Raw genomic sequence first — 22,477 nt, forward strand, 5'->3', positions numbered from 1 at the left:
TAAAAAAATACAGACCCAACACCCCAAAGGGCATCAGACCGAGTTGATTCTGACTGTTGACTGTCTACTGACAATCTTCAATCCAAAAGGAATTGTCTCAAACCCAACCAACCCGAAGGAAGGCCAGGCACGAGGTCAATCAATAAATTGGCATTGACAATGTGCACGCTGTTGAGTTCTCAAGGACCAGACGCACTCCCCCACTCGACACCCGAAGATGCTCCGCCAGAGAGGCTGGTGAATCCGCTGCCCGGGGAAGAACCGTGGCGGACAAGATCCCCGGGTAAACCCAGTGACCGTCTCAGCCGTTCCGTTCTCCGCCGCCGTGGCAACGAGAGGTAACACTACACACGCTCCGGGGGCCTCGCCAACCGTGGTTCCTCCCGGGCGTGTCGGCCCGGGAGTGCCCGTCGGCGCCGGGGCTACTCCGCTGCAGCGAGCTGCCCGCAGGCCCCGTCGATCTCCTTGCCGCGGGTGTCGCGCAGGGTCGTCGGGATGCCCGCGGCGTTCAGCCGGCGGACGAACTCGTCCTGCACGTGCACCTCGGACGAGGTCCACACGGAGCCCGGCGTCGGGTTGAGCGGGATCGGGTTGACGTGCACCCAGCCCTTGCCGCGCTTGTTGAGCTTCTCGGCGAGCAGGTCCGCACGCCAGGCGTGGTCGTTCATGTCCTTGATGAGCGCGTACTCGATCGAGACACGGCGGCCGGTCTTGACGTAGTAGTTGTGCGCGGCGTCGATCGCCTCGTCGGCCTTCCAGCGCGAGTTCACCGGGATGAGCTCGTCGCGGAGTTCGTCGTCCGGGGCGTGCAGCGACAGCGCGAAGGTCACCGGGATGTTCTCGTCCGCCAGCTTGAGGATCGCGGGGACCAGCCCGACGGTCGAGATGGTGATGCCACGGGCGCTCATGCCGAGGCCGTTCGGCTGCGGCGCGACCATCAACCGCACGGCGTCCATCACCCGCTTGTAGTTGGCGAGCGGCTCCCCCATGCCCATGAACACGATGTTCGTCACGCGCTCGGCGTCGACGCGGTCCTTACCGCCCTTGCGGGGATCGCCCCCGAGCTCCCCCGCGGCGATGGCCACGTTGGCCCGGACGATCTGCTCGATGATCTCGGCGGTGGACATGTTGCGGGTCAGCCCCGCCTGGCCGGTGGCGCAGAACGGGCAGTTCATGCCGCAGCCGGCCTGCGACGAGACGCAGAGCGTGATGCGACCCGGGTACCGCATGAGCACCGACTCGACCAGGGCACCGTCGTGCAGCTTCCACAGGAACTTGATCGTGTCGCCGTTGTCCGTCGCCAGCCGCCGGGTCTCGGTCAGCAGGGGCGGCAGCATCCCGGCGACGAGCTGCTCGCGCTGGGCGGCCGGCAGGTCGGTCATCTTGTCCGGGTCGGACGTGTAGTGCGTGAAGTAGTGGGTCGCGAGCTGCTTCGCGCGGAAGCCCGGCAGCCCGAGTTCCTTGACGCGGGCCTCGCGCTCCTCGGCCGTCAGGTCGGCCAGGTGCACGGGCGGCTTGCCGCGCTTCGGCGACGCGAACTGCAGCAGCGGACGGCCGTCGGTGTCGGTCGCCTGCTTCCAGCCCTCGGTGCGCGGGCGCACCTGCGGACGAGCAGACTGCTGCTGTTCGAACGGGGTACGGGTGTCGGAAGCCATCAGGCCAGGATACGGGAGGCCCGTGACACGTCGGTGCCGGACCCTCCGGTGGCCGGGATGGTCACCGTCGACGGCCCCGCCTGCGTCGGATCAGCTGCCGGCGGGCAGCAGGCGCGCGAAGTGGTGCGCGGCCGAGTACATCGGCACGATGTCGACGACCTCGCCCGGGTGCGGGGCCTGCAGCACGAGTCCCTGGCCGAGGTACAGGCCGACGTGGTCCTCGTCGTCGTACACGACCAGGTCGCCGGGCAACGCCTCGGACTCGGGGATCGTCGTCGCCGCGGCGTCCTGCGTCGGCACGTAGTGCACGAGCGGGATGCCGACCGCGGCGTACGCGACCATCGTCAGGCCGGAGCAGTCGATGCCCTCGTGGCTCGCGCCGCCCTCGACGTACGGGTCCCCCATGTACTGCAGGGCGGTCTCGACGATGGTGGCGCGGTCGCCGCCGGCGGACAGCGCCGCCGACAGGGCCGACTGCGCCTGGGCCGTCGTCACCCCGAAGCGCAGGTCGAGCGTCGGGTACGAGACGACCGTGGTCGTGGTGGTCATGCCGTCGGTGGTGACGACGGGGACCTTGACGTCGTGCGCCACGGTGAAGGTCTGCGCGGCCTGCGAGGTCGTCGTGCCCTGCTGCGTCTCGACCGGGGTCGCCGCGTTCGCCGGCACGGCCAGGGTCAGGCTCGAGGTCACGGCGATCGCCGGCGCGAGCAGGATCGCGGCACGCTTGGCGTTCGCGGTGCGGCGGATGTGCCGCGGGTCGACGGCCCGCTCGGCACGCAGGACGGCCTTCCGGCCCAGGACGGCCGCACCGGCGCTCGAAGCGACTGGGAGCGGACGCGGCTGCATCCGGACGGTGCGGGTCGGCTTCGGGTGCTCCACGAACGTGGCCCGGGCAGCAGCGGGACCGAGGGCCGAGCGACGACCACGGGGACGGGACAGCTGCGGCTGCGGAGACGCCGGAGCGGGTTCCACCGCGGTGTGCGGGGTCCCTCGCGAGGGCTGTCGGTCTTCGGCTGCTGCAGGCAGGGCGTGGCGTCCCATGGGTCCTTCCGGGTCGGGACCGCTGGGCGATCCGGAAAGTAACGTATTGGTCACGGGGCGGATCGAGGCTGGGCAGTCCCGGAGTGTTCCTGCGGCTCGTCACAGGAACGGGCGGTCCTCGCAGGTCGCTCAGATGCGGCGGATCCGCGCCCACGGGCTCGAAGACCCAGGCTCAGACGGACACGACCCGCATGACGGCGGCGATCCGGGCCTCCCGGTCGGACGACAGCCGGTCGAGGCGAGCCGCCAGCGCCACGACGGACGCGTCGACCGGGGCGTCCCCCGAGATGTCCCCCGGTACCGGGACGCCCGCGCGGACCGCGAGCGGCAGCACGCCGGCCCAGACCGCGTGGTCCTCGCCGTCGTCCGCGGACTCGCCGTTGCCCTGGAACCGGACCTTCACACTCGCGCGGTCGAGGGGCAGCTGCAGGACCTGGGTGGCGCGGACCTCCTTCGGGGTCATCTCGCGGACCTCGTCGCGGCGGCCGGGCATGAGGTGGTCGGAGACCTGCCAGAGCGCCTCGGTGCGGAGCTCGGGCGGCACCACCGTCGCGGCACCCGCGATCATTGCGCTGCGGTAGTTCGCGGAGCTGTCGAAGGTCGAACGGGCGAACACGAGCCCGTCCAGATGCGTGACCGTCGCTGCGACCCGCACGCCGGCGGCCCCTGCTCCGAGGAAGAGGCCGCCGCCGGTCGAGCCGTGCAGCAGCAGGACCGGGCCGGCGCCGAGGTCCCCGACGCCGCACAGGAAGGGCAGCACGATCGGGTGGCCGCCGCGGACGAACCCGACGTGGGCGAGATGTGCTTCGGCGAGGATCGCCCGGAGGACGGCGGGGTCGTCGGACTGGCGCTCGCGGATGCGGCGGACCCGCAGGTCGGGGCCGTCGGCGGGGTTGGGGGTGGTCATGCGGGCCACGCTAGGTTCGACAGTGGTCCGGTGCGTGGACCAGATCGAGGTGATCGTGGTGGACCAGTCCGGCAAGACCGCAGGGGTCGTCGCCCGCATCCGACGGATGGTCCACGACGGCACGCTGCGCGAGGGCGATCCGCTGCCCTCGACCCGGGCGTTGGCCGCCGAGCTCGGCGTCGCACGCGGAACGGTCGTCGCCGCGTACGACCAGCTCGACGGCGAGGGCTGGATCCGGACGCGGCACGGTGCGGTGGCGCGGGTCGTCGCGTCGGCTGGCGTGGGCGGCGTGGGCGGCCGGGGCGGCGCCGTCGTCGGGGACTTGCTGCTGGCGACGGACCCGTGTGCTCGAGCGGCGGCGTCAGCGGCGGCCGCCGCCGCCCGGACCATCGACTGCCGCCCCGGGGTCCCCGCCGTCACCGCGATCGCGCAGCGGGACTGGCGCGCAGCCTGGCGGGCGGCGGCCGACGCCCCACTGCGGAACGCGGTCGCGGACCCCCTCGGCACGGTGGAGCTCCGAGCGCAGGTGGTGGCACAGCTCGGCCTGAGCCGCGGGTTCGCCCCGTCGGTCGACCGGGTGCTGCTGAGCGCGGGGACCTCGGAGGCGCTGTCGCTCGTCGCCGAGGCGCTCCGCGTGCACCTCGGTCGCGCCCCCGTGTTCGCGGTCGAGGACCCGGGGTACCGGACCGGTCAGCGTGCGGTGCTCAGCGCGGGCGGGACCGTGGTCGGCATCCCGCTCGACGACGACGGGATGGACCTCGACGCCCTGACGGCAGCCCCGCCGGTCGACGTCGTGCTCGTCACGCCGACGCACCAGTACCCGCTCGGCTCGGTGATGCCGGTGGCTCGACGGCAGCGGCTGCTCGCCTGGGCTGCGGCGACGGGCACGCTCGTGGTCGAGGACGACTACGACTCGGAGTTCCGGCACCGCGGCAGCCCCGTGCCCGCACTCGCAGCGCTCGACGCCGACGGGGTGGTGCTGCACGTCGGCGGGTTCTCGAAGACGCTCGACCCACGCCTGCGTTGCTCCTACGTCGTGCTGCCCGGGGCGGCAGGTGTGCCGGTCGGGGCTGGGTCCGTGGCCGGGTCCGGGTCCGTGGCCGTGGCCGGGGTCACCGACGCGGTGCTCGCTGCCCGTCGCGCCCGCGGCGCGGTCGTCGCCGAGCCCGTGCAGATCGCGCTCGCGCACCTGCTCCGGACCGGCGCGCTCCGCCGGCACCTCGGCCGGGTCCGGCGGGACTACACGCACCGTCGCGCCCGGATCGCGGCTCGGCTCGACGGCGTCGCCGGACTGGAGGCCCGTGCGCTGACCGGCGGACTGCACGCGGTGGTCGTGTGGTCGGGTCCGGCGACCGGGCAGGAGGTCGCGGCGCGGATGGCCGGTGCCGGCGTGCTCGTCTCGACGCTCGAGGAGTACGGGATCGCTCCGGGCAGCACGCCGGCCGGGGTCGTGCTGGGGTACGGGGCGGTGACGGTGCCGGAGCTCGACCGTGCCCTCGATGCGCTGATCGCGTCGGTCGAGCGGACCGAGACCGTTGCGTGACCCTGGTGTTCTTGGTGCCCCGATGCGCTCTGGCCGCCGGACGAGTCGCGATCAGCCGCCGGACTGAGCGGTCGCCACCACGTTCGATCCGGCCTGCTGGCACGCGGTGTTCAGGGTGCGCCCGACGAGCTCCCACTCGGGGCTGTCCTGGAGCGCCGGCCCCGACGCGGGTGCCGGGTGGGCGTCGAGGTACTCGAGCGCGTAGTCGATGGCGTTGTCGAGCCGCTCGTCGGTGCTCGACAGGTGCTCGTACCCGAAGCGCTCCGCCGCGATCAGCGCCCCGTACTGCGCATCGGTCAGGGCACCGCGGGAACGACCGTCCGAGGCGTTCAGGGCGATCGTCGACAGCGCGCTGATCTGCCCGCAGACGGCCGCGGCGCTTCGGTCCTCCTCCATCGGGTCCACCGTGGGGGACGCCGCCGGTGCGTCCACCGCTGCGTCCGCCGACCGAGCGCTCGACGAGGTCGGCGCCGGGGCCGACGAGGCGTCGGCCGAGCACGACGACAGGGCGACGGATGCGAGCAGTGCGCCGACGACCAGGGGCAGTGCGAGTCGGAGAGAAGCCACACCCGCCATCGTGGCAGCGCCGTGGTCACGCACGGGGCGTCGTGTCGCGATCGAGACCTCGTCGATACCGGATCGTGAGCAAGCGGACGAGCCGGTGGTCAGGGTCGCTGCAGGTGTGCGCGCACCTGTGCTTGCACGGCGGCGGCATCGCGGTGGTCCCAGAGTGCGAAGTGCGTGCCACCCGGCATCGTGACGAGCTCGGCGCCGGGGATCGCTGCGGCGGCGCGGGTGCTGTCGTCCGGTCGGACCTCGGTGTCGGCGTCGCCGTGCACCAGGAGCGTCGGAGCCCGGACGGCAGCGAGGTCGAGCGACTCGACGGCCGCGAGCTGGCGCACGTCGTTGTCCCAGCCGGCGCGCCTCGGCCCGGACGCGTTGCCGGTCCGGGCGAGGCCGAGCAGGAACGCCCGCCGCTCCGGGTCGGCCAGGACGCCAGCGACGTGTTCCCGCAGGGCCCCGCCGCGCAGGGTGCTCACGCCGGCCACCGCAGCGCGTGCCGCGGCAGCCGGGGCGATGCGCGCAGCGGCCGCTGCCAGACCAGCGCCGAACGCGGTGTCGGTCACGAGTCGTTCGGCAGGTCCCGCCGGCCCGGGGACCCAGCGACCGGACACCCCGGAGGCGACGGCGAGCGCGCTGATCCGGTCCGGGTGGTGGACCGCCAGTCGGTACGCGGCCGGGGCGCCTCCAGACCACGCCAGCACACCGGCGCGGTCGATGCCGAGGTCGTCGAGGACGCCGGCGAGCTGGTCGGCCTCGTCGTCGATGGTGCGGCGCTCGGCGTCGAGCCGGGTGCCGAGGTAGCCGGGCCGTGAGACCGTGACCACCCGGAAGTCCTCGGACGGCAGGAACGCCGCCATCAGCTCGGCGACGTCGATCCCGCCGGGACTGCCGTGCAGGAGCAGTACGGGGACGCCGGTGTCGGAGCCTCGGATCCCGACCTCGACGCCACGGGTGACCGCTCGGGTCGAAGGGGGCATGGGCCGACGATACTGCTGGCCCCCGTGCGGCGTCGGTGGCGGGGTCAGCGGGCCTCGGGGCGCGCGGAGCCGCGGGTGCTCACGAGGTCGGCGAGGGACGGTTCGGCCTCGTCGGTGGGCACGGCCCAACCACGTCGGGCGGCCTTGCGGACGAGACGGTAGGTGGTGACCTGGACGGGCTCCACCCCGTCGGCGGATTCGTAGTTCGTCATCGTGGTTTTCTCCCTGAATAGCGAGTGGTTCGCTGCAGCCGAAAGTACCCGGACGCCGTACCCCCGGACGGGGGCCTGCGTTCCATGGCCAAAGGCCGGAGAGCGCGACACGAGCACCCTCGCCACGGCGGGATTGTTCGCATACAATGCGAACATGTTGATCACCGTCGACCCGACCGCACGGGCCACGCTCGCCGAACAGGTCGCGTCGCAGATCCGGTACGCGATCGCACGCGGAGACCTCGCGAGCGGGGAACGCCTGCCGTCGGCGCGCGACCTCGCCGCCGCGGTCGACGTCAACATGCACACGGTGCTGCGCGCCTACGCGCAGCTGCAGGACGACGGACTGATCGAACTGCGGCGGGGTCGCGGAGCAACGGTCTTGCGATCGGGCAACGCGTCGTTCGACCGGCTGCGCACGCTCGTGGACGAGCTGCGCGACCAGGCCGACACGCTCGGGGTCCCGCTCGACGACCTGTTCACGATGATCAAGGGGGCACGATGACGAACCGACCGATGCACGCAAGGACGCGCCTGGCTGTGGTGGCACCCGGGATGGTGGTGTTGCTGGCCCTGGTGGTCGCGGCACTCCTCGCCGCGCAGACCCTGCCCGACCGCATGGCCGTGCACTTCGGGGCCGACGGCACCGCGGACGGCTGGAGTTCGCCCTGGCCGGTGTTCTGGATCACGCTCGCGGTGACCGCCGGCGCCGTTGCCCTGGCGTTCGCGGCGCTGCGGATGCCCGACCGCCGGACCGCCGCCACCCTGGTGCTCGTCGCCAACCTGTTCGCCGGCAGTCTCGGCACCGCCTGGATCGTGCTCGCCGCGACGAACACCGTCGGCGACGGGACGCTGTCCGGCTGGTGGACCGTGCCGTTCCTGGCCGTCAGCGCGGTCATCGCCGCGGTGCCGGTCGTCGCGCTCGTCCGGTCGGCTCCACCGGTGCCCGCGCACGACGTCGAACCGCTGCGCATCGGATCGGACACACGGGTCGCGTGGCGCGCCCGCATCGGCAGTCGCTGGTTCGCGGCGCTCGGGGCCGTCGTGGTCGGACTCGGGATCGGCACGGGGCTCGCGATGGCCCCGGTCGGCATCGGTACGGCCGTCGCGTCCGGAGCGGTGTTGGTCGTCGCCGGGCTCGCCGTGCTGGTGCTCGCCCGGGTCGAGCTCACCGTGGACCGGCGTGGGATGCGGCTGACCTCGACCTGGACCCGCATCCCGCTCATGCGCGTCCCGCTCGAGCGGATCGAGTCCTGCGGGTGGGAGGACGTCTCGCCCGGACAGTGGGGCGGCTGGGGCTACCGGTTCTCCGGCCGCGGGGTCGCGTACGTGGTGCGGTCGGGGCCGGGCCTCGTGGCACGGCTCCGCGGCGGGCAGGCACGGATGGTGACGGTGCCGGACGCTGCGGGCGGGGCCGCGGCCCTGGGCGCACTGCTCGCGCACCGCACGCCGGCCTGACGGGACTGCGCCGGGCCTCCCGGTCGGGGTGCAGGTGCGTGCTGCGAAGGCGACAGATCTCGTCGGCCGCGCGCCGTCACATTCGCGAAAGCGACAGTGTGCCGCGAACCGTTGGCGGCACACTGTCGCTTTCGCGGAACGGCCCCGCCCGGCCCCGCCGCGCGCCGCCGCGGTCAGAGGCTCGTCATGCCGCCGTCGACGCGGAACTCGGCGCCCGTCGCGTAGGACGACTCCGCGCTGGCCAGGTAGACCATGATCCCGGTGACGTCGTCGGGGGTCCCGGGGCGGCCGAGGGGCGTGCGGGCGACGATCGCGGCCCGCGCTTCGGGGTCGCCGGAGATCGCCGAGACGAGCCCGGTCTCGGTGTAGCCCGGCACGACGGTGTTCACCCGGATGCCGTCCCGCGCGTAGGCCATCGCGGTCGCGCGGACGAGCGAGTGGATGCCGCCCTTGGTCGAGGAGTAGGCCGCGAAGTCCGCACCCTCGCCGTTCAGCCCGGTGGGTGAGCCCGTCGCGATGATCGACCCGCCGCCGCCGGCCGCGAGCATCGCCCGGACGGCGTGCTTCACGGTCAGGAACGTGCCCGTCAGGTTCACCGCGACCGTGCGGTTCCAGGTGTCGAGCGAGACGTCCGCGACCGCAGCGTCCTGGCCGAACAGTTGCACGCCGGCGTTCGCGACCACCACGTTCGGCGTCAGGTCGCGCTCCGCGAGGGCGGCGAACCCGGCCGCGACGCTGGTCTCGTCGGCGATGTCCATGGTGAGCGGCAGCGCGAGCGCGCCGGCTGCCGCTGCTGCGGTGCCCGCCGCCGTCGCGTCCCGGTCGGCGTAGACCACGCGCGCTCCCTCGGCGACGAACCGGTCCGCGATCGCACGGCCGATGCCGGAGCCCGCCCCGGTGACGAGTGCGGTCCTGTGGTCGAGTCGTGCGGTCATGCGGGCGCTCCGTCCTGGGAGCGTCGTCGCTCCACGGACCCATCATTGCCCAACCGGTTGACCGGTGGTAGTCATAAGCCATGACTGTGACGTCGATGGGCAGGGTGTCGATCGGCGCGTGGCGGTTCACGCTGCGCGGTGCCGAGCTCGCCGACCTCGCGTACGACGGCGAACCGGTCCTGCGGGCGATCCGGTTCGTGACGCGGGACCACGACTGGCGCACCGCCGACGACATCGTGCACACCCAGGCGACCGACACGGACGCCGACAGCACGAGCGGGCGGCTCCGCATCGAGGCCAGCGCGCGCTACGACGGCACCGAGGTGCTCCGGTACGTCCTCGAGGTCACCGTCGACGGCCCCATCCTGCACGTCGACGCGGTCGGCACCACGACGACGCCGTTCCGCCGCAACCGCATCGGCCTGGTCGTGCTCCACCCGCCGACCCTCGCCGGCGTGCCGTTCACCGCACGGCACCCGTCCGGCACCGCCACCGCGGCCGCGTTCCCGACCTGGATCGCGCCGCACCAGCCGGCCGCCGACCTGTCGGGGCTGGACTGGTCGACGGGTCGGGTCGCGCTGACGCTCGACTTGGCCGGCGACGTGTTCGAGACCGAGGACCAGCGCAACTGGACCGATGCCTCGTTCAAGACCTACTCGACGCCGCTGTCCGAACCGTTCCCCGTCGCGCTCGACGCGGGTTCCGTGGTCCGCCAGTCGCTCACGCTGCGCGCGACGACGGACGACCGACCGGGAGGCACGGCCTCCCCCGCCCCGGACCTCACGATCCTGGACGGGCCGGCTCCCACCGCCGTGGTCGCCCCGCCGCCGACGCTCCAGCTGCTCGCTGCCTCGGCCCCGGCCGCTGGGCGCCCGACCGCGGCGCCGCTCGAAGTGCCGGTCCTGGCGGAGCCGGTCGTCCTGGTCGAACCCGTGCTCGGCGATCCGAACGTCCGGGCCGTGCTGGCCTCGGCGCGACGTGACGCGGGTGGCGGGCCGCTCGACGTCCGGTTCGTCACCGACGACCCGGATCGGCTGCGTGCCGCGATCGACGACGTGCTCGACTCGGGCGCGGTCGTGCGGATCGGCGCGTTCGACCCGACCTCGCACGTGACGACCCCGGCGCTGCAGCAGGCCCTGCGCGACGCCGCGGCTGCTGCCGGCGACCTCGAGGTCGTGGCGGGCACGCGCGCGCACTTCACGGAGCTGAACCGGACCGTCGACCTGTTCCGCGACTGGGACGGTCCCCTGACCTTCAGCGTGACGCCGCAGATGCACGACCGGTCGCCCGAACAGGTGACCGAGTCGATCCGGATGCAGCGCTGGGTGGTGATGAGCGCCTCCAGGCTGGCCGCCGGCAGGGCGCTCCACGTCGGACCGGTGACGCTGCGGCCACGGTTCAACGCGGTGGCGACCTCCGCGCGCCCCGTCGTGACCGATGCGACGGTCGAGGCCGGGTACGGGCCGCAGTTCGTGGCGGACGCGACGGATCCGGCGCAGCACTCGGCGGCGGCGCGGGCGTGGTTCGCGGCGTCGGTGAAGGCGCTGACGGTGCCGGGGGTCGCCTCGATCACCCTCGCCGAGGCCTGGGGGCCCCGCGGCGGGCGGCTGCCGGGATAGCGGGCGGTGAGTACCGCGAAAGCGACAGATTCCCGCCGATGGTCGGCGGGAATCTGTCGCTCTGGCGGGTCAGACGAACGTCAACGACGGACGGCGTCGATCTTGAGCATCTTCGCGATGACGCTGTCGAGCTCGCTGTCGTCGAAGACCTGCTTCCAGTCCTCCTTGATGAGCTTCTCGCGGCCGTAGCCCATGGCGATGTGGCACGCGTCCGAGAACGGGTTCGAGCCACGCAGGCCGTTGGTCAGCGCGATCCAGGTGTGGCCGTAGAGCATGGCGCGGGCGGCCTCGCGGGGCACGCCGACACCGGTGACGGTCTCCTCGAGGGCGTCGTTGAGGAAGTCGCCGATCATGCAGGCGATGGTCTCGACGAGGGTCGGCTCGAGCACGGCGAGCTGCTTCACGGTGACCCAGTGCACCTGGATGACGGGCGCGTACATGGTGGTGATGACGGCCTCGGCGATCGCCTTGGCGCGCTCGTCCTGGTCACCGAGGGACTCCGACGCGTCGAAGGCCGCGATGACCTCCTGCGGGGCGGCGATGCCCCCGAAGGTGTCGTCCCACTCGGCCTTGGTGGTGCGCTCGAGGAACACCGACGGGTGGCACGGGTGCGCCACGGCGTAGTGGATGTCCTCGCGCTTGGCGAGCAGTCCGGCGTATGCGGCGGCCGGGTCGAGCGTCAGGATGCTGGCACCCGACTTCATGACCGGGACGAGCTGCTCCGAGATGGTGCCGAGCAGGACGTCCGGCACGGCGAGGATGACCACGTCGGCGACCTTGGCGGCCTCGACGCTGTCGGTGAGTGACCGGCCGAGGGCCTGGATGCGCTCCTGTCCGGCGGGCGAGGCCTCGCTGTAGAGCGTCGTGTACTCGCTCTTCGCGAAGTTGTTCGAGACGCGGGTGCCCATCTTGCCGCCGGCACCGATCACGGCGACGGTGACGTCGGCCGTACCGGATCCGGCAGCGACGGTGTGGGGGGTGGTGACGGTGTCGGTCATGATTCCTTGCTCCTGATGTGCTCGATGGTGTGTTCGGTCCACGCCGCCTCGATGCGGGTGGTGGTCTGTGCGGGCGTCTCGCCCGGTCGTGGGTCGGCGCCCGCGTGCTCGTCCTGCCAGGGCAGCCAGAACTCGATGACGCGGTTGATCCCCCGGGCGTCGGGGTCGATCGCGGCGCGGATGCTGTCGTGGTCGACGACCCCGGTACCCATCGGGACGCCGGTGTACTGAAACCCGACCCACCCCGGCGACCGGGTGAACCCGGAGTCCTTGACGTGCCAGTTGACGACGTGCGGGGCGGTCATCGCGACGACGTCGGCGGGGTGTTCGAGCCGTGCGACGGTGTTCGCCGGGTCCAGGCAGATGCCGAGGTGGTCGGAGCCGATCGCCTGCACGACCGCAACGAGGTCGGCGGTGGCCACGACCTCGTAGGTCTCGAGGGCGAGCGTCACCCCGGCCGCCTCGTAGGCGGGGAGCGCCTGGCGCAGACGGCGTTCGGTCTCGGCGGCGTCCGGCTGGTCGTCGCCGCTCGTCCACATCGACCGGACGAGCGTCGCACCGAGCACCTGCGCGATGTGCAGGTACCGGGCGAGGTGCGCCGGGTCGGTGCCGCGGGTGCCGACCTCGAGCGTGAGCCCGAGGTCGTCGGCCAGCGTCCGGATCGCGGCCAGCCGGTCGTCCGACGCGGTGTCGAGCGGCAGGTGGTCGCAGATCTGGAACAGGTCGACGCCGTCGTGGGCCGCGGCATCGCGCAGGGCATCGTCGAGGGAGAGCGGTGCCAGCACACGGTCGGACATGCGCCAGAAGTAGGCGTAGGTGGAGAGGCCGAGCAGGGAGGTCACGCCGGTGCTCCGTCCTGCGTCGCGGCCAGCGCCTCGGCTTCGTCGAGGATGGTGCGGATCGCCTCGGGGTCGTGGGCGAAGCGGCCGAGGAACAGGCCACCGATACGGCCCTGTCCCCGGGTGAGCAGACCAGGCCCGGCGCTGCCGCCGTAGATGACGACCGAACCGGCGAGCTCCGGCCGGTTCGCCAGGTGCTGTTCGATGCCCGCGAGCACGGCGAGGATGTGCTCGTCGGGAGCGGGCTGCGGTGCGCCGATGGCCCAGACCGGCTCGTAGGCGGCGATGACCGGCCCGGCGAGTCCGTCGGCTACCGCCGTCGCGACGAAGCGGTCGAGCTGCGCGGTGACCTCGGCGACGGCAGCGGACGGGTCGCCGTCGGCCGCGCGGTCGGTCTCACCGATGCAGATGAGGGGACGCAGGCCGTTGCGGAAGGCGGCGTGCACCTTGCCGGCGATGTCCTGGTCGGACTCGTGAAACAGGGAGCGACGCTCGGCGTGCGCGATCTCGACCAGGTCGACCCCGACCTCGCGGAGTTCGCGGCCGGACACCTCACCCGTGAAGGCACCCTCGTCGGCCCATGCCAGGTCCTGCGCGCCGAGGAGCACCGGGGTGCGCTCGAGCACGGCGTGCACCGGCACGAGCGACGGGAACGTCGGGATGACGAAGAGTTCGACGGCGCCGGACTGCACCGCCGGGTGGGTCCGGGCGATGTCGGCCACGGCGGCCGCCCACTCGAGCGTCCGGGCGTGCCCGAAGTACATCTTGAGCGACACCCCGATCGTGATCGGGGCCGCCGCCGTGGTCGCCGGCATCAGGCGTCGGTCCCGACCGGGGCCGAGCCGTCGTAGGCACAGATCGCGGCGACCTTCGACGCGCTGGCGGAGGACGGGTCGAACGTGTAGCCCAACCACTCGCGAGCCATCCGGCGGACGACCTCGACGCCGACGACCCGCTGGCCCATGCAGAGGACCTGGGCGTCGTTCGACAGGACCGAACGCTCGACGCTGAACGAGTCGTGCGCCGTGACGGCACGGATGCCGGGGACCTTGTTCGCCGCGATCGCGACGCCGAGGCCGGTGCCGCAGATCAGGATCGCCCGGTCCGCTTCACCCGACGCGACGAGTCGCGCTGCGTCGACGGCCACGTGCGGGTACGCGGTGTGCCCGTCCGCGTCGACGCCCACGTCGGTGACGCTGACCACGCGAGGGTCCTTCGCGAGGTCGGCCTTGATGATCTCCTTGTAGTCGAACCCGGCGTCGTCCGAGCCGACGACGATGCGGAACTGCTGCTCGGTCATGGGGGCTTCCTTACTTCTCGGCCAGCGTCGCGAGGACCGCGGCGGTGATCAGGGCGAACGAGATCGCGCCGGCGTCGGGGGTGCCGACCGCGTCCTCGCCGTGGGTGCGGGCGCGGCCCATCTTCGGCAACAGGTCGGCGGTCGCATCGGCGGCGGCCGTCGCTGCGGCGGACGCGGCCGACCAGGCGCGGACCAGCTCGTCGCCGGCCGCGACGCGGTCGGTGAGGACCTGGTCGAACGGGACGATCGCGTCGACCATGGTCTTGTCGCCGGGGACGGCTCCGAAGGCGAGGACCGCCTCGGTGGCGGCGTGCACCGCGCTCTGGACCGTGGCGGCGGTCGGACGTGACGCGTCCCCGAGGACGCGACCCAGTGCCTCCAGGGCGGCTCCCCAGATCGCGCCGGACGTGCCACCGGCCTTGTCCGACCAGGCGTCTCCGGCGATCGCCAGGACGCTGCCGGCGCCGGCGCCGCGCGTCACCGCGTCCGAAGCGGCGCGGTCCGCGGCGGTGGAGCCGCGCTGCATGCCGATGCCGTGGTCGCCGTCGCCGGCGACGGCGTCGATGCGACCGAGCTCGTCGGCGTGGTCGTCGATGGTGGTGCGGATGGCCGTGATCGCCTCGGCGACCCGGGCGGCGGACGCCTGCGACGCCTCGGTGCCGGGCGTGACCGGTGCCTGCTCGTCCGCGGCGAGGGCCTCGGGTGCGACCGGCTGTTGCGGGACGGCACCGCCCTTGCGGAACGCGGGGCTGTCGGCTGGGGCGCCCCAGAGCTGCTCGAGTTCGTCGTCGAGCCAGAAGAGCGTCAGCGAGACGCCGGCCATGTCGAAGCTCGTGACCAGTTCGCCGACCTCGGGCTCGACGACGACGGCACCGGCCGCGGTGAGCCCGCGCTGCACGGCGCCGAAGACGACGAAGAGCTCCTCGTACTTGACGCTGCCCAGGCCGTTGAGGATCGGGACGACGCGTGCCCCGTCGACGACGACACCGGATGGCAGCTCGGTGAGCAGCTTGTCGACGAGCAGTTCGGCCAGGCCGTCGGCCGTCGGGACGTCGGCCTCGGCGATGCCCCGCTCGCCGTGGATGCCCATCCCGATGGCCATCCGGCCCTCGGGGACGGTGAAGAGCGGTTCGTCGGCTCCGGGCAACGAGCAGCCGGAGAACGCGACGCCGAAGCTGCGGGTGCGGTCGTTGGCGCGGGTCGCGATCGCGGTGACCGTGTCGAGGTCGTCCCCGCGTTCCGCTGCGGCACCGGCGACCTTGAAGACGCAGAGGTCACCGGCGATGCCGCGGCGCTTGTGGGCTTCGGCGCTCGGGGCGGAGGCGACGTCGTCGGTCACCCGCACGGTGCGGACGTCGATCCCGCTGTCGGCCAGTGCCCGCGCCGCAGCGTCGAAGTTGAGCACGTCGCCGGCGTAGTTGCCGTAGCTCAGCAGCACCCCGCCGCCGTGCTCGGACGCCTTCGCGACCGCCGTGACCTGCTGGGCGCTCGGGCTGGCGAACAGGTTCCCCATCGCCGCACCGGCTGCCAGGCCGTGACCGACGAGTCCACCGAAGGCCGGGTAGTGGCCGGAGCCACCGCCGACGACGAGCGCGACGGTGCCCTCGGGGCTGGTGGTCGAGCGGGCGACGCCGCCGTGGACCTTGCGGACCCGGGCCTGGTTCGCGGCCACGAAGCCGTCGACCATCTCGTCGGCGAAGTCGGCCGGGTCGTTGAACAGGCGGGTCATGCGTGGCTCTCCTGGGTCGTGGTCGTGTTCTTCGTGGCCTGCGCCGCAGCGTCGGCGTCCCGTCGTTCGTTCCGCTTGGTGTTCCGACCGAGCACGAACATCAGCACGCTCGACAGCACCATGAAGAAGCCGACGATGAACATCGGGACCTGGTAGCCGCCGGTCCACCCGCTGACGACGCCCGTGATGTACGGGGCGGCGAACCCACCGAGGTTGCCGATCGTGTTGATGAGCGCGACTCCCGCGGCAGCGGCGGCACCGGTCAGGAACTGCGTCGGCACCGTCCAGAAGTTCGGCAGCGCCGCGAAGATCGCGCAGGCGGTGACCGCGATGACGGCGATCGTGGCGGCCGGGCTGTTCATGTAGAGCGCGACCGGGATGCTCAGGCCACCGACGAGCGCGGGGACGGCGATGTGCCAGACCCGGACGCCACGGCGGAAGGCGTCACGCGACCAGAAGTACAGGACGACCGCGGCGGGGACGTACGGGATCGCCGTGATCATGCCCTTCTGGAACAGGTCGAACGTGGTGCCGAACTGCTCCTGGAAGCCGTCGATGATGGTCGGCAGGAAGAAGCTCAGTGCGTAGAGGCCGTAGATGAAGCCGAAGTACACCGCGGCGAGCATCCAGACGCGGCCGGAACCGAACGCCGCACGGAGACCGCCCTTGGCGTGCCCGTCTCCCCCGCCCTTTGCGGCGCTCTCGGCAGCGAGCGTCGTCTCGAGCCAGACCTTCTCGTCCTCGTCGAGCCACTTCGCCTGCGACGGCTTGTCCTTGAGCACGAAGAGGCACAGGACGCCGACGATGATCGCCGGGATCGAGACGCACAGGAACATGAAGCGCCAGCCGGCCAGGCCGCCGAGCATGCCCTCGTGGGTCATCAGCCAGCCGGCGAGCGGGGAGCCGATGACGCTCGTCAGGGGCTGGGCCAGGTAGAACAGCGCGAGCATCTTGCCGCGGTGCCGGGCGGGCACCCACGTCGACAGGAACAGGATCGCGCCGGGGAAGAAGCCGGCCTCGGCGATGCCGAGCAGGAAGCGCAGCCCGACGAGCTGCGGGTAGTTCTGCACCCACGTGAAGAGCAGCGAGACGATGCCCCACGTGATCATGATGCGCGCGAGCCAGATGCGCGCGCCGAACTTGTGGAGCGCGAGGTTGGAGGGCACCTCGAGCACGAGGTAGCCGATGAAGAACACGCCGGAGGCGAACCCGAACTGGGCGGCGGTGAGACCGAGGTCCGCCTCCATGCCGTTCGGGGCCGCGAAGGAGATCGCGGTGCGGTCGAGGAAGTTGATGAAGAACATCAGTGCCACGAACGGCACGATGCGGATCGCGATCTTGCGGATGGCCGTCTTCTCGACGACCGAGGTGGGGATGCCTCGCGTGGCGGGGATGTCCACGATGACTCCTGCTCGGTGGGGGTGGTACGACTCCGACCCGTGCTGCTGCGCCCGGACGGAGCGGGCGCATCGGTGCGCCTGGTCCAGTGTGCGGATTCGAATCCGACTTGTCAACCGGTTGACCAAACCATCCCGAGTGCCTCGAAGCCCAACCGGTTGACCGAACGGTACGCTCACTGCATGCCCGCGTTCAGCCCGGACGATCCCCTCAACATCCGACTCGAACTCGAGTCCGTGCCCGCGGGGTCGCCCGCCTCCGAGGTCGCCCGACAGCTCGTGTCCCTGCTCACCGCGGGCGAGCTGGCCCCCGGTTCGCGACTGCCGTCCGAGCGGATCCTGGCCGAACGGCTCGGTGTCGGCCGCTCCGCCGTGCGTGAGGCCCTGGCGGCCCTCGAGATCCTGGGGATCGTGCAGATCCGGCCCGGCTCGGGCACGTACCTGCAGGGCGGCACCTCGGACCTGCTGCCGACGACGCTGTCGTGGGGCCTCATGCTCGCCTCGAACCGCACCCGCGAGCTGCTCGAGGTCCGGTCGTCGCTCGAGCGCACGGTCGCGATCCTCGCCGCGCAGCGCGCCACGCCCGAGCAGGTCGCGGAGCTCGGCGAGTACCTCGTCCGGCAGGAGGCCACCCTCGACGACCCCGAGGCCTTCATCGACGCCGACGTCCGCTTCCACGTCCTGCTCGCCCGGGCCGCGGGGAACGACGTGCTCGGCGACCTGCTGCAGAGCCTGCGCTCGATGCTCAGCGTGTGGGTCGGCCGCCGCGTCCAGACCCGCCAGGCCACGGAGGCCGCCTACGACGAACACCGCGCGATCTACGAGGCGCTCCGGGCCGGCGACGTGCCCGCCGTGCAGCGTGCGATGGACGAGCACATGGCCACGGCGAGCGCCCGCATCGAGAACGCGGAGCCCATCCCTCCCGCCGAGTAGCGGGCGCGGCGCGTGCGCTTCGTGAGCAGAAATGGTCGGGTCCGTGGCGCCGACCCGACATCTTCTGCTCACGATCGGGCGGCCGGGAGGCACGGTGCGGGTCCGCCTCGCACCGTGCGACGTTGCCGGGGCGGCAACAGGGCTTGGGTCGGGCCCGGCGGGTGCGCTGGAGTGGGTGGATGCATGCACACGAGACCACCACCGATGGCGTCGGCTCGGCCCGCGACTGGTGGGAGCAGCGGTACGCCGAGCGCGACGGGATCTGGTCGGGCCGGGTGAACGCGGTGCTGGCCGACGTCGCCGGGGCGCTGCCGATGGGGCGCGCGCTCGACCTCGGCTGCGGTGAGGGCGGCGACGTCGTCTGGCTCGCCGAGCAGGGTTGGGACGCACTCGGGGTCGACCTTTCGGTGACGGCGATCGAGCGCGGTTCGCGGGCGTCCGTGTCGGCCGGGGTCGAGGAACGGACGGCGTTCGTCGCCGCCGACCTCGCCACGTGGGAGACGGCTGCGCGCTTCGACCTGGTGACGGCGTCGTTCCTGCAGTCGTGGCCGGTCGAGATCCCCCGCGCGGAGATCCTGCACCGGGCGACCGGGTTCGTCACGGTCGGCGGGCACCTGCTCGTCACCGCGCACGCCGCCCCTCCGCGCGACGACCTGCCGGCCGAGATGCTGGAGTACCGGTTCCCGACGCCCGACGAGGACCTGACGGCCCTGCAGCTCGACGGCTCGTGGGACGTCGTCGCCGACGAACTCCGGCCGCGCACCGCGACGACTCCCGACGGCGACGCGCACGAGGTCCTCGACAGCGTGGTGCTGGTCCGCCGCGCGCGCTGACGACGGCTGCAGCGCCGGACGGTGCAGCGCCGGACGGTCAGCGCGGGAGTGGGACCGCGGCGTCGAACGCCTCCACGACACGCGCCACCACCTGGGCGGGCGGGGTGTCCCAGATCGCCTGGTTGAAGAGCTCGACCTCGACGTCACCGGTGTACCCGGCAGCGACCACCGCGTCCGTCACCGGCCCGAAGTCGACGTGGCCATCGCCCGGGTAGCCCCGCGACAGCAGCGGGTCCGCCGCGATCGGGGTGGTCCAGTCGCACACCTGGTACGAGGCGATCCGCCCGGCAGCCCCGGCGCGGGCGATCGACCCCGCGAGCGCCGGGTCCCACCACACGTGGAACGTGTCGACCACGACCCCCACGGCAGCGGCCGGGAACGGCGCCGCCAGGTCGATCGCCTGCGCGAGCGTCGACACCACGGCACGGTCGGCGGCGTACATCGGGTGCAGCGACTCGACGGCGAGTTGGACACCCGTAGCGAGGGCGTGCGGCACGAGGTCGGCGAGCGCATCGGCCACCCGGCCCCGGGCGTCGACCAGGTCGCGCGATCCCTCGGGCAGTCCACCGGCGACGAGCACGAGCACGGGCGCCGAACCGGGTGCTCCGGCTGCGGCGAGGGCGGCGGTCTCGTCGATCGCGCGGCGGTTGTCGTCGAGCGCCCGCTGCCGCGCGGTGCCTGGCGGGAGGGTGAAGAAGCCTCCGCGGCAGTGCGACGACACCCGGAGCCCGGAGTCCGCGACCATCCGGACGGCCTCGGCGAGACCGACCTCGGCCACGGGCTCCCGCCAGGTGCCGATGGCTCCTACTCCGGCCACCGCCACGGTGTCGAGCGCCTGCCGGAGCGGCGCGTACTTGATCGTCGCCTGGTTGACCGACAGCCGCGGATGCGGCGCAGCACCGGCGGACCGGACCGGCGTGACGGCGTCCGCCGCGGTCGTCACGCGACCACCTCGGCGACGGTGCGGTCGGCGGTGGGTGATCCGGGCCTCCCGGTCGACCGTGTCTCCACGCCGGCCACCGTGAGCAGCGCGTGCCAGCGCGAGGCGGCGAGGTCCGGGTGTTCGAGGGCGCCGCAGGCGTTCGCGAGCCGGATGGTCTCGGACAGGTGCGGCAGGGAACGGCCGGCGTGCTGGCCGCCGACCATCTGGAAGGCGGGCTGGTGGCCGTTCAGCCAGGCGAGGAAGGCGATGCCGGTCTTGTAGTGCCAGGTCGGGGCGCTGAAGACGTGGCGGGAGAGCGCCTCGGTGGGGGCGAGGAGGGTGCGGTAGGCGGTCTCGTCGGGCAGGGCCTGGACGGCGGCGGAGGCGATGGGGGCGATGGCGGCGAAGGCGCCGAGGAGGGCGTCGGAGTGGGCTCGGCCCCGTGCTCCGGCTCGGTCTCCGGCTCGGTCTCCGGCCCGGTCTCCGGCGATCAGGTCCACGTAGTGGAAGTCGTCGCCGGTGAACATCCGGGCGGTCGCAGGGAGCTGGGAGCGGAGGGCGACCTCGGCGCGGGCGTTCAGCAGGCTCATCTTGATGCCGGAGACCTTCGGCCCGGCGTCGCGCATGATGTCGAGCACGGTGTCGGGGCCCTGCTGCCCGCCGAAGTAGCCGGCGAGGGCGGGGTCGAAGGCCTCCCCCAGCCAGTGCAGGACGACGGGGGCGCTCGCCCGCTCGACGACCTGGCCGTAGACGCGGCGGTACGTGCTGGCGGCAGCGTTGCTGCTGGGGCTGTCGCTGTCTGCGCGCTGCGCGAGTCGGGCCAGGTGGCGGCTCGCCATGAGCACGACGCCGGCGCCGGCGTCCTCGGCGTGGTGGAGCTGGGCGACGTAGGCGTCGACGACCTGCTGCTCGGTGGGCAGGTCGTCCCCGTCGTCCGGCAGGTCGTCCGTGTTCACGCCGACGACGAGGCGGCCGCCGACGGCGTGCGCCTCGCGGGCGCTGCGGGTGATGAGCTCGCGCGTCGCGGCCGGGTCGAGGCCCATGTTCCGCTGCGCGGTGTCCATCGCGTCGGCGACGCCGAGCCCCCACGACCACAGGTGGTGGCGGAACGCGAGGGTGGCGTCCCAGTCGAGGTCGGCCGGGGCGCCGGGGGTGTTGTCGGCGGCGGCGCGCGGGACGACGTGGGCGGCCGCGTAGACGAGGCGCTCGGTCAGGGGCGCGGTCGGCTTGGCGGCGGCCGTGACCGCCGGCTCGTGCAGGGCCGTCCGACTGGTCGTGCCGTCGGCGGCGAGGAGGGTGAGGTCGGTCATGCGCGTGCGCCGACCGTTTCGGTGTGCTGGGCGACCTCCGGTGTCTCGACCTGGAGGCGCGGCTCGGCCCCCGTGGGCAGGTGCAGCTCCGGCAGGTCCACGCGTCGACCCTCGGCGCTGGACCGCAGGCCGGCCTCCGCCAGCGCCACGCCGCGGGCACCGGAGAGCAGGTCGTAGGGGTGCGGGCGGCCGGCGACCAGGTCCTGCAGGAAGTCCTCCCACTGGGCGCGGAACCCGTTGCCGAACACCTCGTTGTCGGGGACCTCGAGCCACTGTGCCTTGTAGTCGCGGTCGTCCTTCAGGTCCGGGTTCCACACCGGCTTCGGCGTCGCCGTTCGTGGCTGGATCCGGCAGCCGAACAGCCCCACCACGGCGCTGCCGTCGGTGCCGTCGACCTGGAACTCGACGAGCTCGTCACGGTCCACCCGGACCGCCCAGCTCGAGTTGATCTGCGCCGTGATGCCGCCGGCCAGGTCGAAGACCCCGTAGGCGGCGTCGTCCGCGGTCGCCGGGTACTCGTGGCCCTGCTCGTCGGTGCGCTGCTCGATGTGGGTGACGGCGCGGGCGTACACGGACTCGACGCGGCCGAACAGCTGCTCGAGCACGTAGTTCCAGTGCGGGAACATGTCGACGACGATCCCGCCGCCGTCCTGCTGCCGGTAGTTCCAGCTCGGGCGCTGCGCGGTCTGCCAGTCCCCCTCGAACACCCAGTAGCCGAACTCGCCGCGGACGCTGAGGACCTTCCCGAAGAACCCGGAGTCGATCAGGCGGCGCAGTTTCCGGAGGCCGGGCAGGTAGAGCTTGTCGTGCACGACGCCGTTCGGCACCCCGGCCTCGTCGGCCAGCCGGGCGAGCTCGAGCGCTTCCGAGGAGGTCTCGGCGGTCGGCTTCTCGGTGTAGACCGCCTTGCCGGCGGCGATCGCCTTGCGCAGGGCGTCGGCACGGGCGCTCGTGACGGCGAAGTCGGCGAAGACGTCCCAGCGCGGGTCGGCGAGGGCGGCGTCGAGGTCGGTCGTCCAGTGCTCGAGGCCGTGGCGGGTGGCGATCTCCTCGAGCTTCGCGGCGTTGCGGCCGACCAGGATCGGTTCGAGCTGCACGCGGGAGCCGTCCGGCAGCCGGAGTCCGCCGTCCTCGCGGATGGCCAGGATCGACCGGACGAGGTGCTGGCGGTAGCCCATCCGTCCGGTGACGCCGTTCATGATGATGCCGATGGTGCGCGTGGTGGTCAACGCGTGCTCCTTTGCTCGCTGTGGCCTGCTCTCCGCGTGTTGGAAAGCGCTTGCCCGGAACCGTACACCACGGTCG

22 protein-coding genes are annotated in these 22,477 nt (G+C 72.6%); 6 read left to right on the forward strand and 16 right to left on the reverse strand.

Going from position 1 to position 22,477, the window contains the following annotated elements:
- Positions 1-422: 422 nt before the first annotated feature.
- From rlmN to EDF23_RS18140, 3 genes are all read right to left on the reverse strand, one after another.
- On the reverse strand, positions 423-1,655 hold the full coding sequence (gene rlmN, locus EDF23_RS18130) for a 23S rRNA (adenine(2503)-C(2))-methyltransferase RlmN (protein ID WP_131922681.1): 1,233 nt from the start codon (positions 1,653-1,655) through the stop codon (positions 423-425).
- 90 nt (positions 1,656-1,745) lie between these two features.
- The gene (locus tag EDF23_RS18135; RefSeq protein WP_131847524.1) at positions 1,746-2,696 is read right to left on the reverse strand and encodes a C40 family peptidase; all 951 of its coding nucleotides are present in this window, start codon (positions 2,694-2,696) and stop codon (positions 1,746-1,748) included.
- Positions 2,697-2,868: 172 nt separating this feature from the next.
- Positions 2,869-3,603 (reverse strand): pyridoxamine 5'-phosphate oxidase family protein, encoded by a 735-nt coding sequence (locus EDF23_RS18140; protein WP_131847526.1) that lies wholly within the window; start codon positions 3,601-3,603, stop codon positions 2,869-2,871.
- Positions 3,604-3,637: 34 nt separating this feature from the next.
- On the opposite strand from EDF23_RS18140, the gene EDF23_RS18145 reads away from it, so the two are divergent.
- On the forward strand, positions 3,638-5,146 hold the full coding sequence (locus EDF23_RS18145; RefSeq protein WP_165901199.1) for a PLP-dependent aminotransferase family protein: 1,509 nt from the start codon (positions 3,638-3,640) through the stop codon (positions 5,144-5,146).
- Between the two features lie 51 nt (positions 5,147-5,197).
- Here EDF23_RS18145 and EDF23_RS18150 read toward each other — a convergent pair whose 3' ends face one another.
- The 3 genes from EDF23_RS18150 to EDF23_RS19395 all read right to left on the reverse strand — a co-directional run bounded on the left by EDF23_RS18150 (position 5,198) and on the right by EDF23_RS19395 (position 6,899).
- Positions 5,198-5,713: a hypothetical protein gene (locus tag EDF23_RS18150; protein ID WP_131922683.1), complete on the reverse strand. Its 516-nt coding sequence runs from the start codon at positions 5,711-5,713 to the stop codon at positions 5,198-5,200.
- A 98-nt stretch (positions 5,714-5,811) separates the two neighbouring features.
- Positions 5,812-6,687 (reverse strand): alpha/beta hydrolase, encoded by an 876-nt coding sequence (locus EDF23_RS18155; protein WP_131922684.1) that lies wholly within the window; start codon positions 6,685-6,687, stop codon positions 5,812-5,814.
- A gap of 44 nt (positions 6,688-6,731) precedes the next feature.
- Positions 6,732-6,899: a hypothetical protein gene (locus EDF23_RS19395; protein ID WP_159572230.1), complete on the reverse strand. Its 168-nt coding sequence runs from the start codon at positions 6,897-6,899 to the stop codon at positions 6,732-6,734.
- A gap of 154 nt (positions 6,900-7,053) precedes the next feature.
- On the opposite strand from EDF23_RS19395, the gene EDF23_RS18160 reads away from it, so the two are divergent.
- The gene (locus EDF23_RS18160; RefSeq protein ID WP_111086536.1) at positions 7,054-7,404 is read left to right on the forward strand and encodes a GntR family transcriptional regulator; all 351 of its coding nucleotides are present in this window, start codon (positions 7,054-7,056) and stop codon (positions 7,402-7,404) included.
- Entirely contained in the window at positions 7,401-8,357 is a 957-nt protein-coding gene (locus tag EDF23_RS18165) for a DUF1648 domain-containing protein (protein ID WP_243648980.1), read from the forward strand. Before EDF23_RS18160 ends, EDF23_RS18165 begins: the two co-directional genes overlap by 4 nt.
- 173 nt (positions 8,358-8,530) lie before the next feature.
- Here EDF23_RS18165 and EDF23_RS18170 read toward each other — a convergent pair whose 3' ends face one another.
- Positions 8,531-9,292 (reverse strand): SDR family NAD(P)-dependent oxidoreductase, encoded by a 762-nt coding sequence (locus tag EDF23_RS18170; RefSeq protein WP_131881679.1) that lies wholly within the window; start codon positions 9,290-9,292, stop codon positions 8,531-8,533.
- 80 nt (positions 9,293-9,372) lie between these two features.
- Here EDF23_RS18170 and EDF23_RS18175 point away from each other — a divergent pair, with 80 nt between their 5' ends.
- The gene (locus EDF23_RS18175) at positions 9,373-10,911 is read left to right on the forward strand and encodes a hypothetical protein (protein ID WP_131922685.1); all 1,539 of its coding nucleotides are present in this window, start codon (positions 9,373-9,375) and stop codon (positions 10,909-10,911) included.
- An 80-nt stretch (positions 10,912-10,991) separates the two neighbouring features.
- On the opposite strand, the gene EDF23_RS18180 is transcribed toward EDF23_RS18175, so the two are convergent.
- Genes EDF23_RS18180 through EDF23_RS18205 form a run of 6 tightly spaced genes read right to left on the reverse strand, consistent with a single transcriptional unit; the run spans position 10,992 to position 17,177 of the window.
- Positions 10,992-11,909 carry a phosphogluconate dehydrogenase C-terminal domain-containing protein gene (locus EDF23_RS18180; protein ID WP_131922686.1) on the reverse strand — a complete coding sequence of 306 codons (918 nt, stop codon included), beginning with the start codon at positions 11,907-11,909 and terminating at the stop codon, positions 10,992-10,994.
- The gene (locus tag EDF23_RS18185; RefSeq protein WP_131922687.1) at positions 11,906-12,751 is read right to left on the reverse strand and encodes a sugar phosphate isomerase/epimerase family protein; all 846 of its coding nucleotides are present in this window, start codon (positions 12,749-12,751) and stop codon (positions 11,906-11,908) included. The genes EDF23_RS18180 and EDF23_RS18185 overlap by 4 nt, the downstream gene beginning before the upstream one ends.
- Positions 12,748-13,563 carry a triose-phosphate isomerase family protein gene (locus tag EDF23_RS18190; RefSeq protein WP_131922688.1) on the reverse strand — a complete coding sequence of 272 codons (816 nt, stop codon included), beginning with the start codon at positions 13,561-13,563 and terminating at the stop codon, positions 12,748-12,750. Before EDF23_RS18190 ends, EDF23_RS18185 begins: the two co-directional genes overlap by 4 nt.
- Entirely contained in the window at positions 13,563-14,048 is a 486-nt protein-coding gene (locus EDF23_RS18195) for a ribose-5-phosphate isomerase (RefSeq protein WP_131922689.1), read from the reverse strand. Before EDF23_RS18195 ends, EDF23_RS18190 begins: the two co-directional genes overlap by 1 nt.
- A gap of 10 nt (positions 14,049-14,058) precedes the next feature.
- Positions 14,059-15,777 (reverse strand): dihydroxyacetone kinase family protein, encoded by a 1,719-nt coding sequence (locus tag EDF23_RS18200; protein ID WP_131922690.1) that lies wholly within the window; start codon positions 15,775-15,777, stop codon positions 14,059-14,061.
- On the reverse strand, positions 15,774-17,177 hold the full coding sequence (locus tag EDF23_RS18205) for an MFS transporter (protein ID WP_131922691.1): 1,404 nt from the start codon (positions 17,175-17,177) through the stop codon (positions 15,774-15,776). The genes EDF23_RS18200 and EDF23_RS18205 overlap by 4 nt, the downstream gene beginning before the upstream one ends.
- A gap of 180 nt (positions 17,178-17,357) precedes the next feature.
- Here EDF23_RS18205 and EDF23_RS18210 point away from each other — a divergent pair, with 180 nt between their 5' ends.
- Together EDF23_RS18210 and EDF23_RS18215 are read left to right on the forward strand one after the other, a co-directional pair.
- Positions 17,358-18,107 (forward strand): FadR/GntR family transcriptional regulator, encoded by a 750-nt coding sequence (locus EDF23_RS18210; protein ID WP_111086527.1) that lies wholly within the window; start codon positions 17,358-17,360, stop codon positions 18,105-18,107.
- Positions 18,108-18,286: 179 nt separating this feature from the next.
- On the forward strand, positions 18,287-18,940 hold the full coding sequence (locus EDF23_RS18215) for a class I SAM-dependent methyltransferase (RefSeq protein ID WP_131922692.1): 654 nt from the start codon (positions 18,287-18,289) through the stop codon (positions 18,938-18,940).
- Between the two features lie 37 nt (positions 18,941-18,977).
- Here EDF23_RS18215 and EDF23_RS18220 read toward each other — a convergent pair whose 3' ends face one another.
- The 3 genes from EDF23_RS18220 to EDF23_RS18230 are packed head-to-tail and all read right to left on the reverse strand — an operon-like array spanning position 18,978 to position 22,371.
- Entirely contained in the window at positions 18,978-19,883 is a 906-nt protein-coding gene (locus tag EDF23_RS18220) for a sugar phosphate isomerase/epimerase family protein (RefSeq protein ID WP_131922693.1), read from the reverse strand.
- Positions 19,880-21,172, reverse strand: a complete 1,293-nt coding sequence (locus EDF23_RS18225) for a DUF993 family protein (RefSeq protein ID WP_131922694.1) — start codon at positions 21,170-21,172, stop codon at positions 19,880-19,882. Before EDF23_RS18225 ends, EDF23_RS18220 begins: the two co-directional genes overlap by 4 nt.
- A complete protein-coding gene (locus EDF23_RS18230) occupies positions 21,169-22,371 on the reverse strand; it encodes a Gfo/Idh/MocA family oxidoreductase (RefSeq protein ID WP_243648987.1) in 1,203 nt (400 codons plus the stop codon). Before EDF23_RS18230 ends, EDF23_RS18225 begins: the two co-directional genes overlap by 4 nt.
- Between the last annotated feature and the right edge of the window lie 106 nt (positions 22,372-22,477).

Source organism: Curtobacterium sp. PhB128 (genome assembly GCF_004340725.1).
Classification (GTDB): Bacteria; Actinomycetota; Actinomycetes; order Actinomycetales; family Microbacteriaceae; genus Curtobacterium.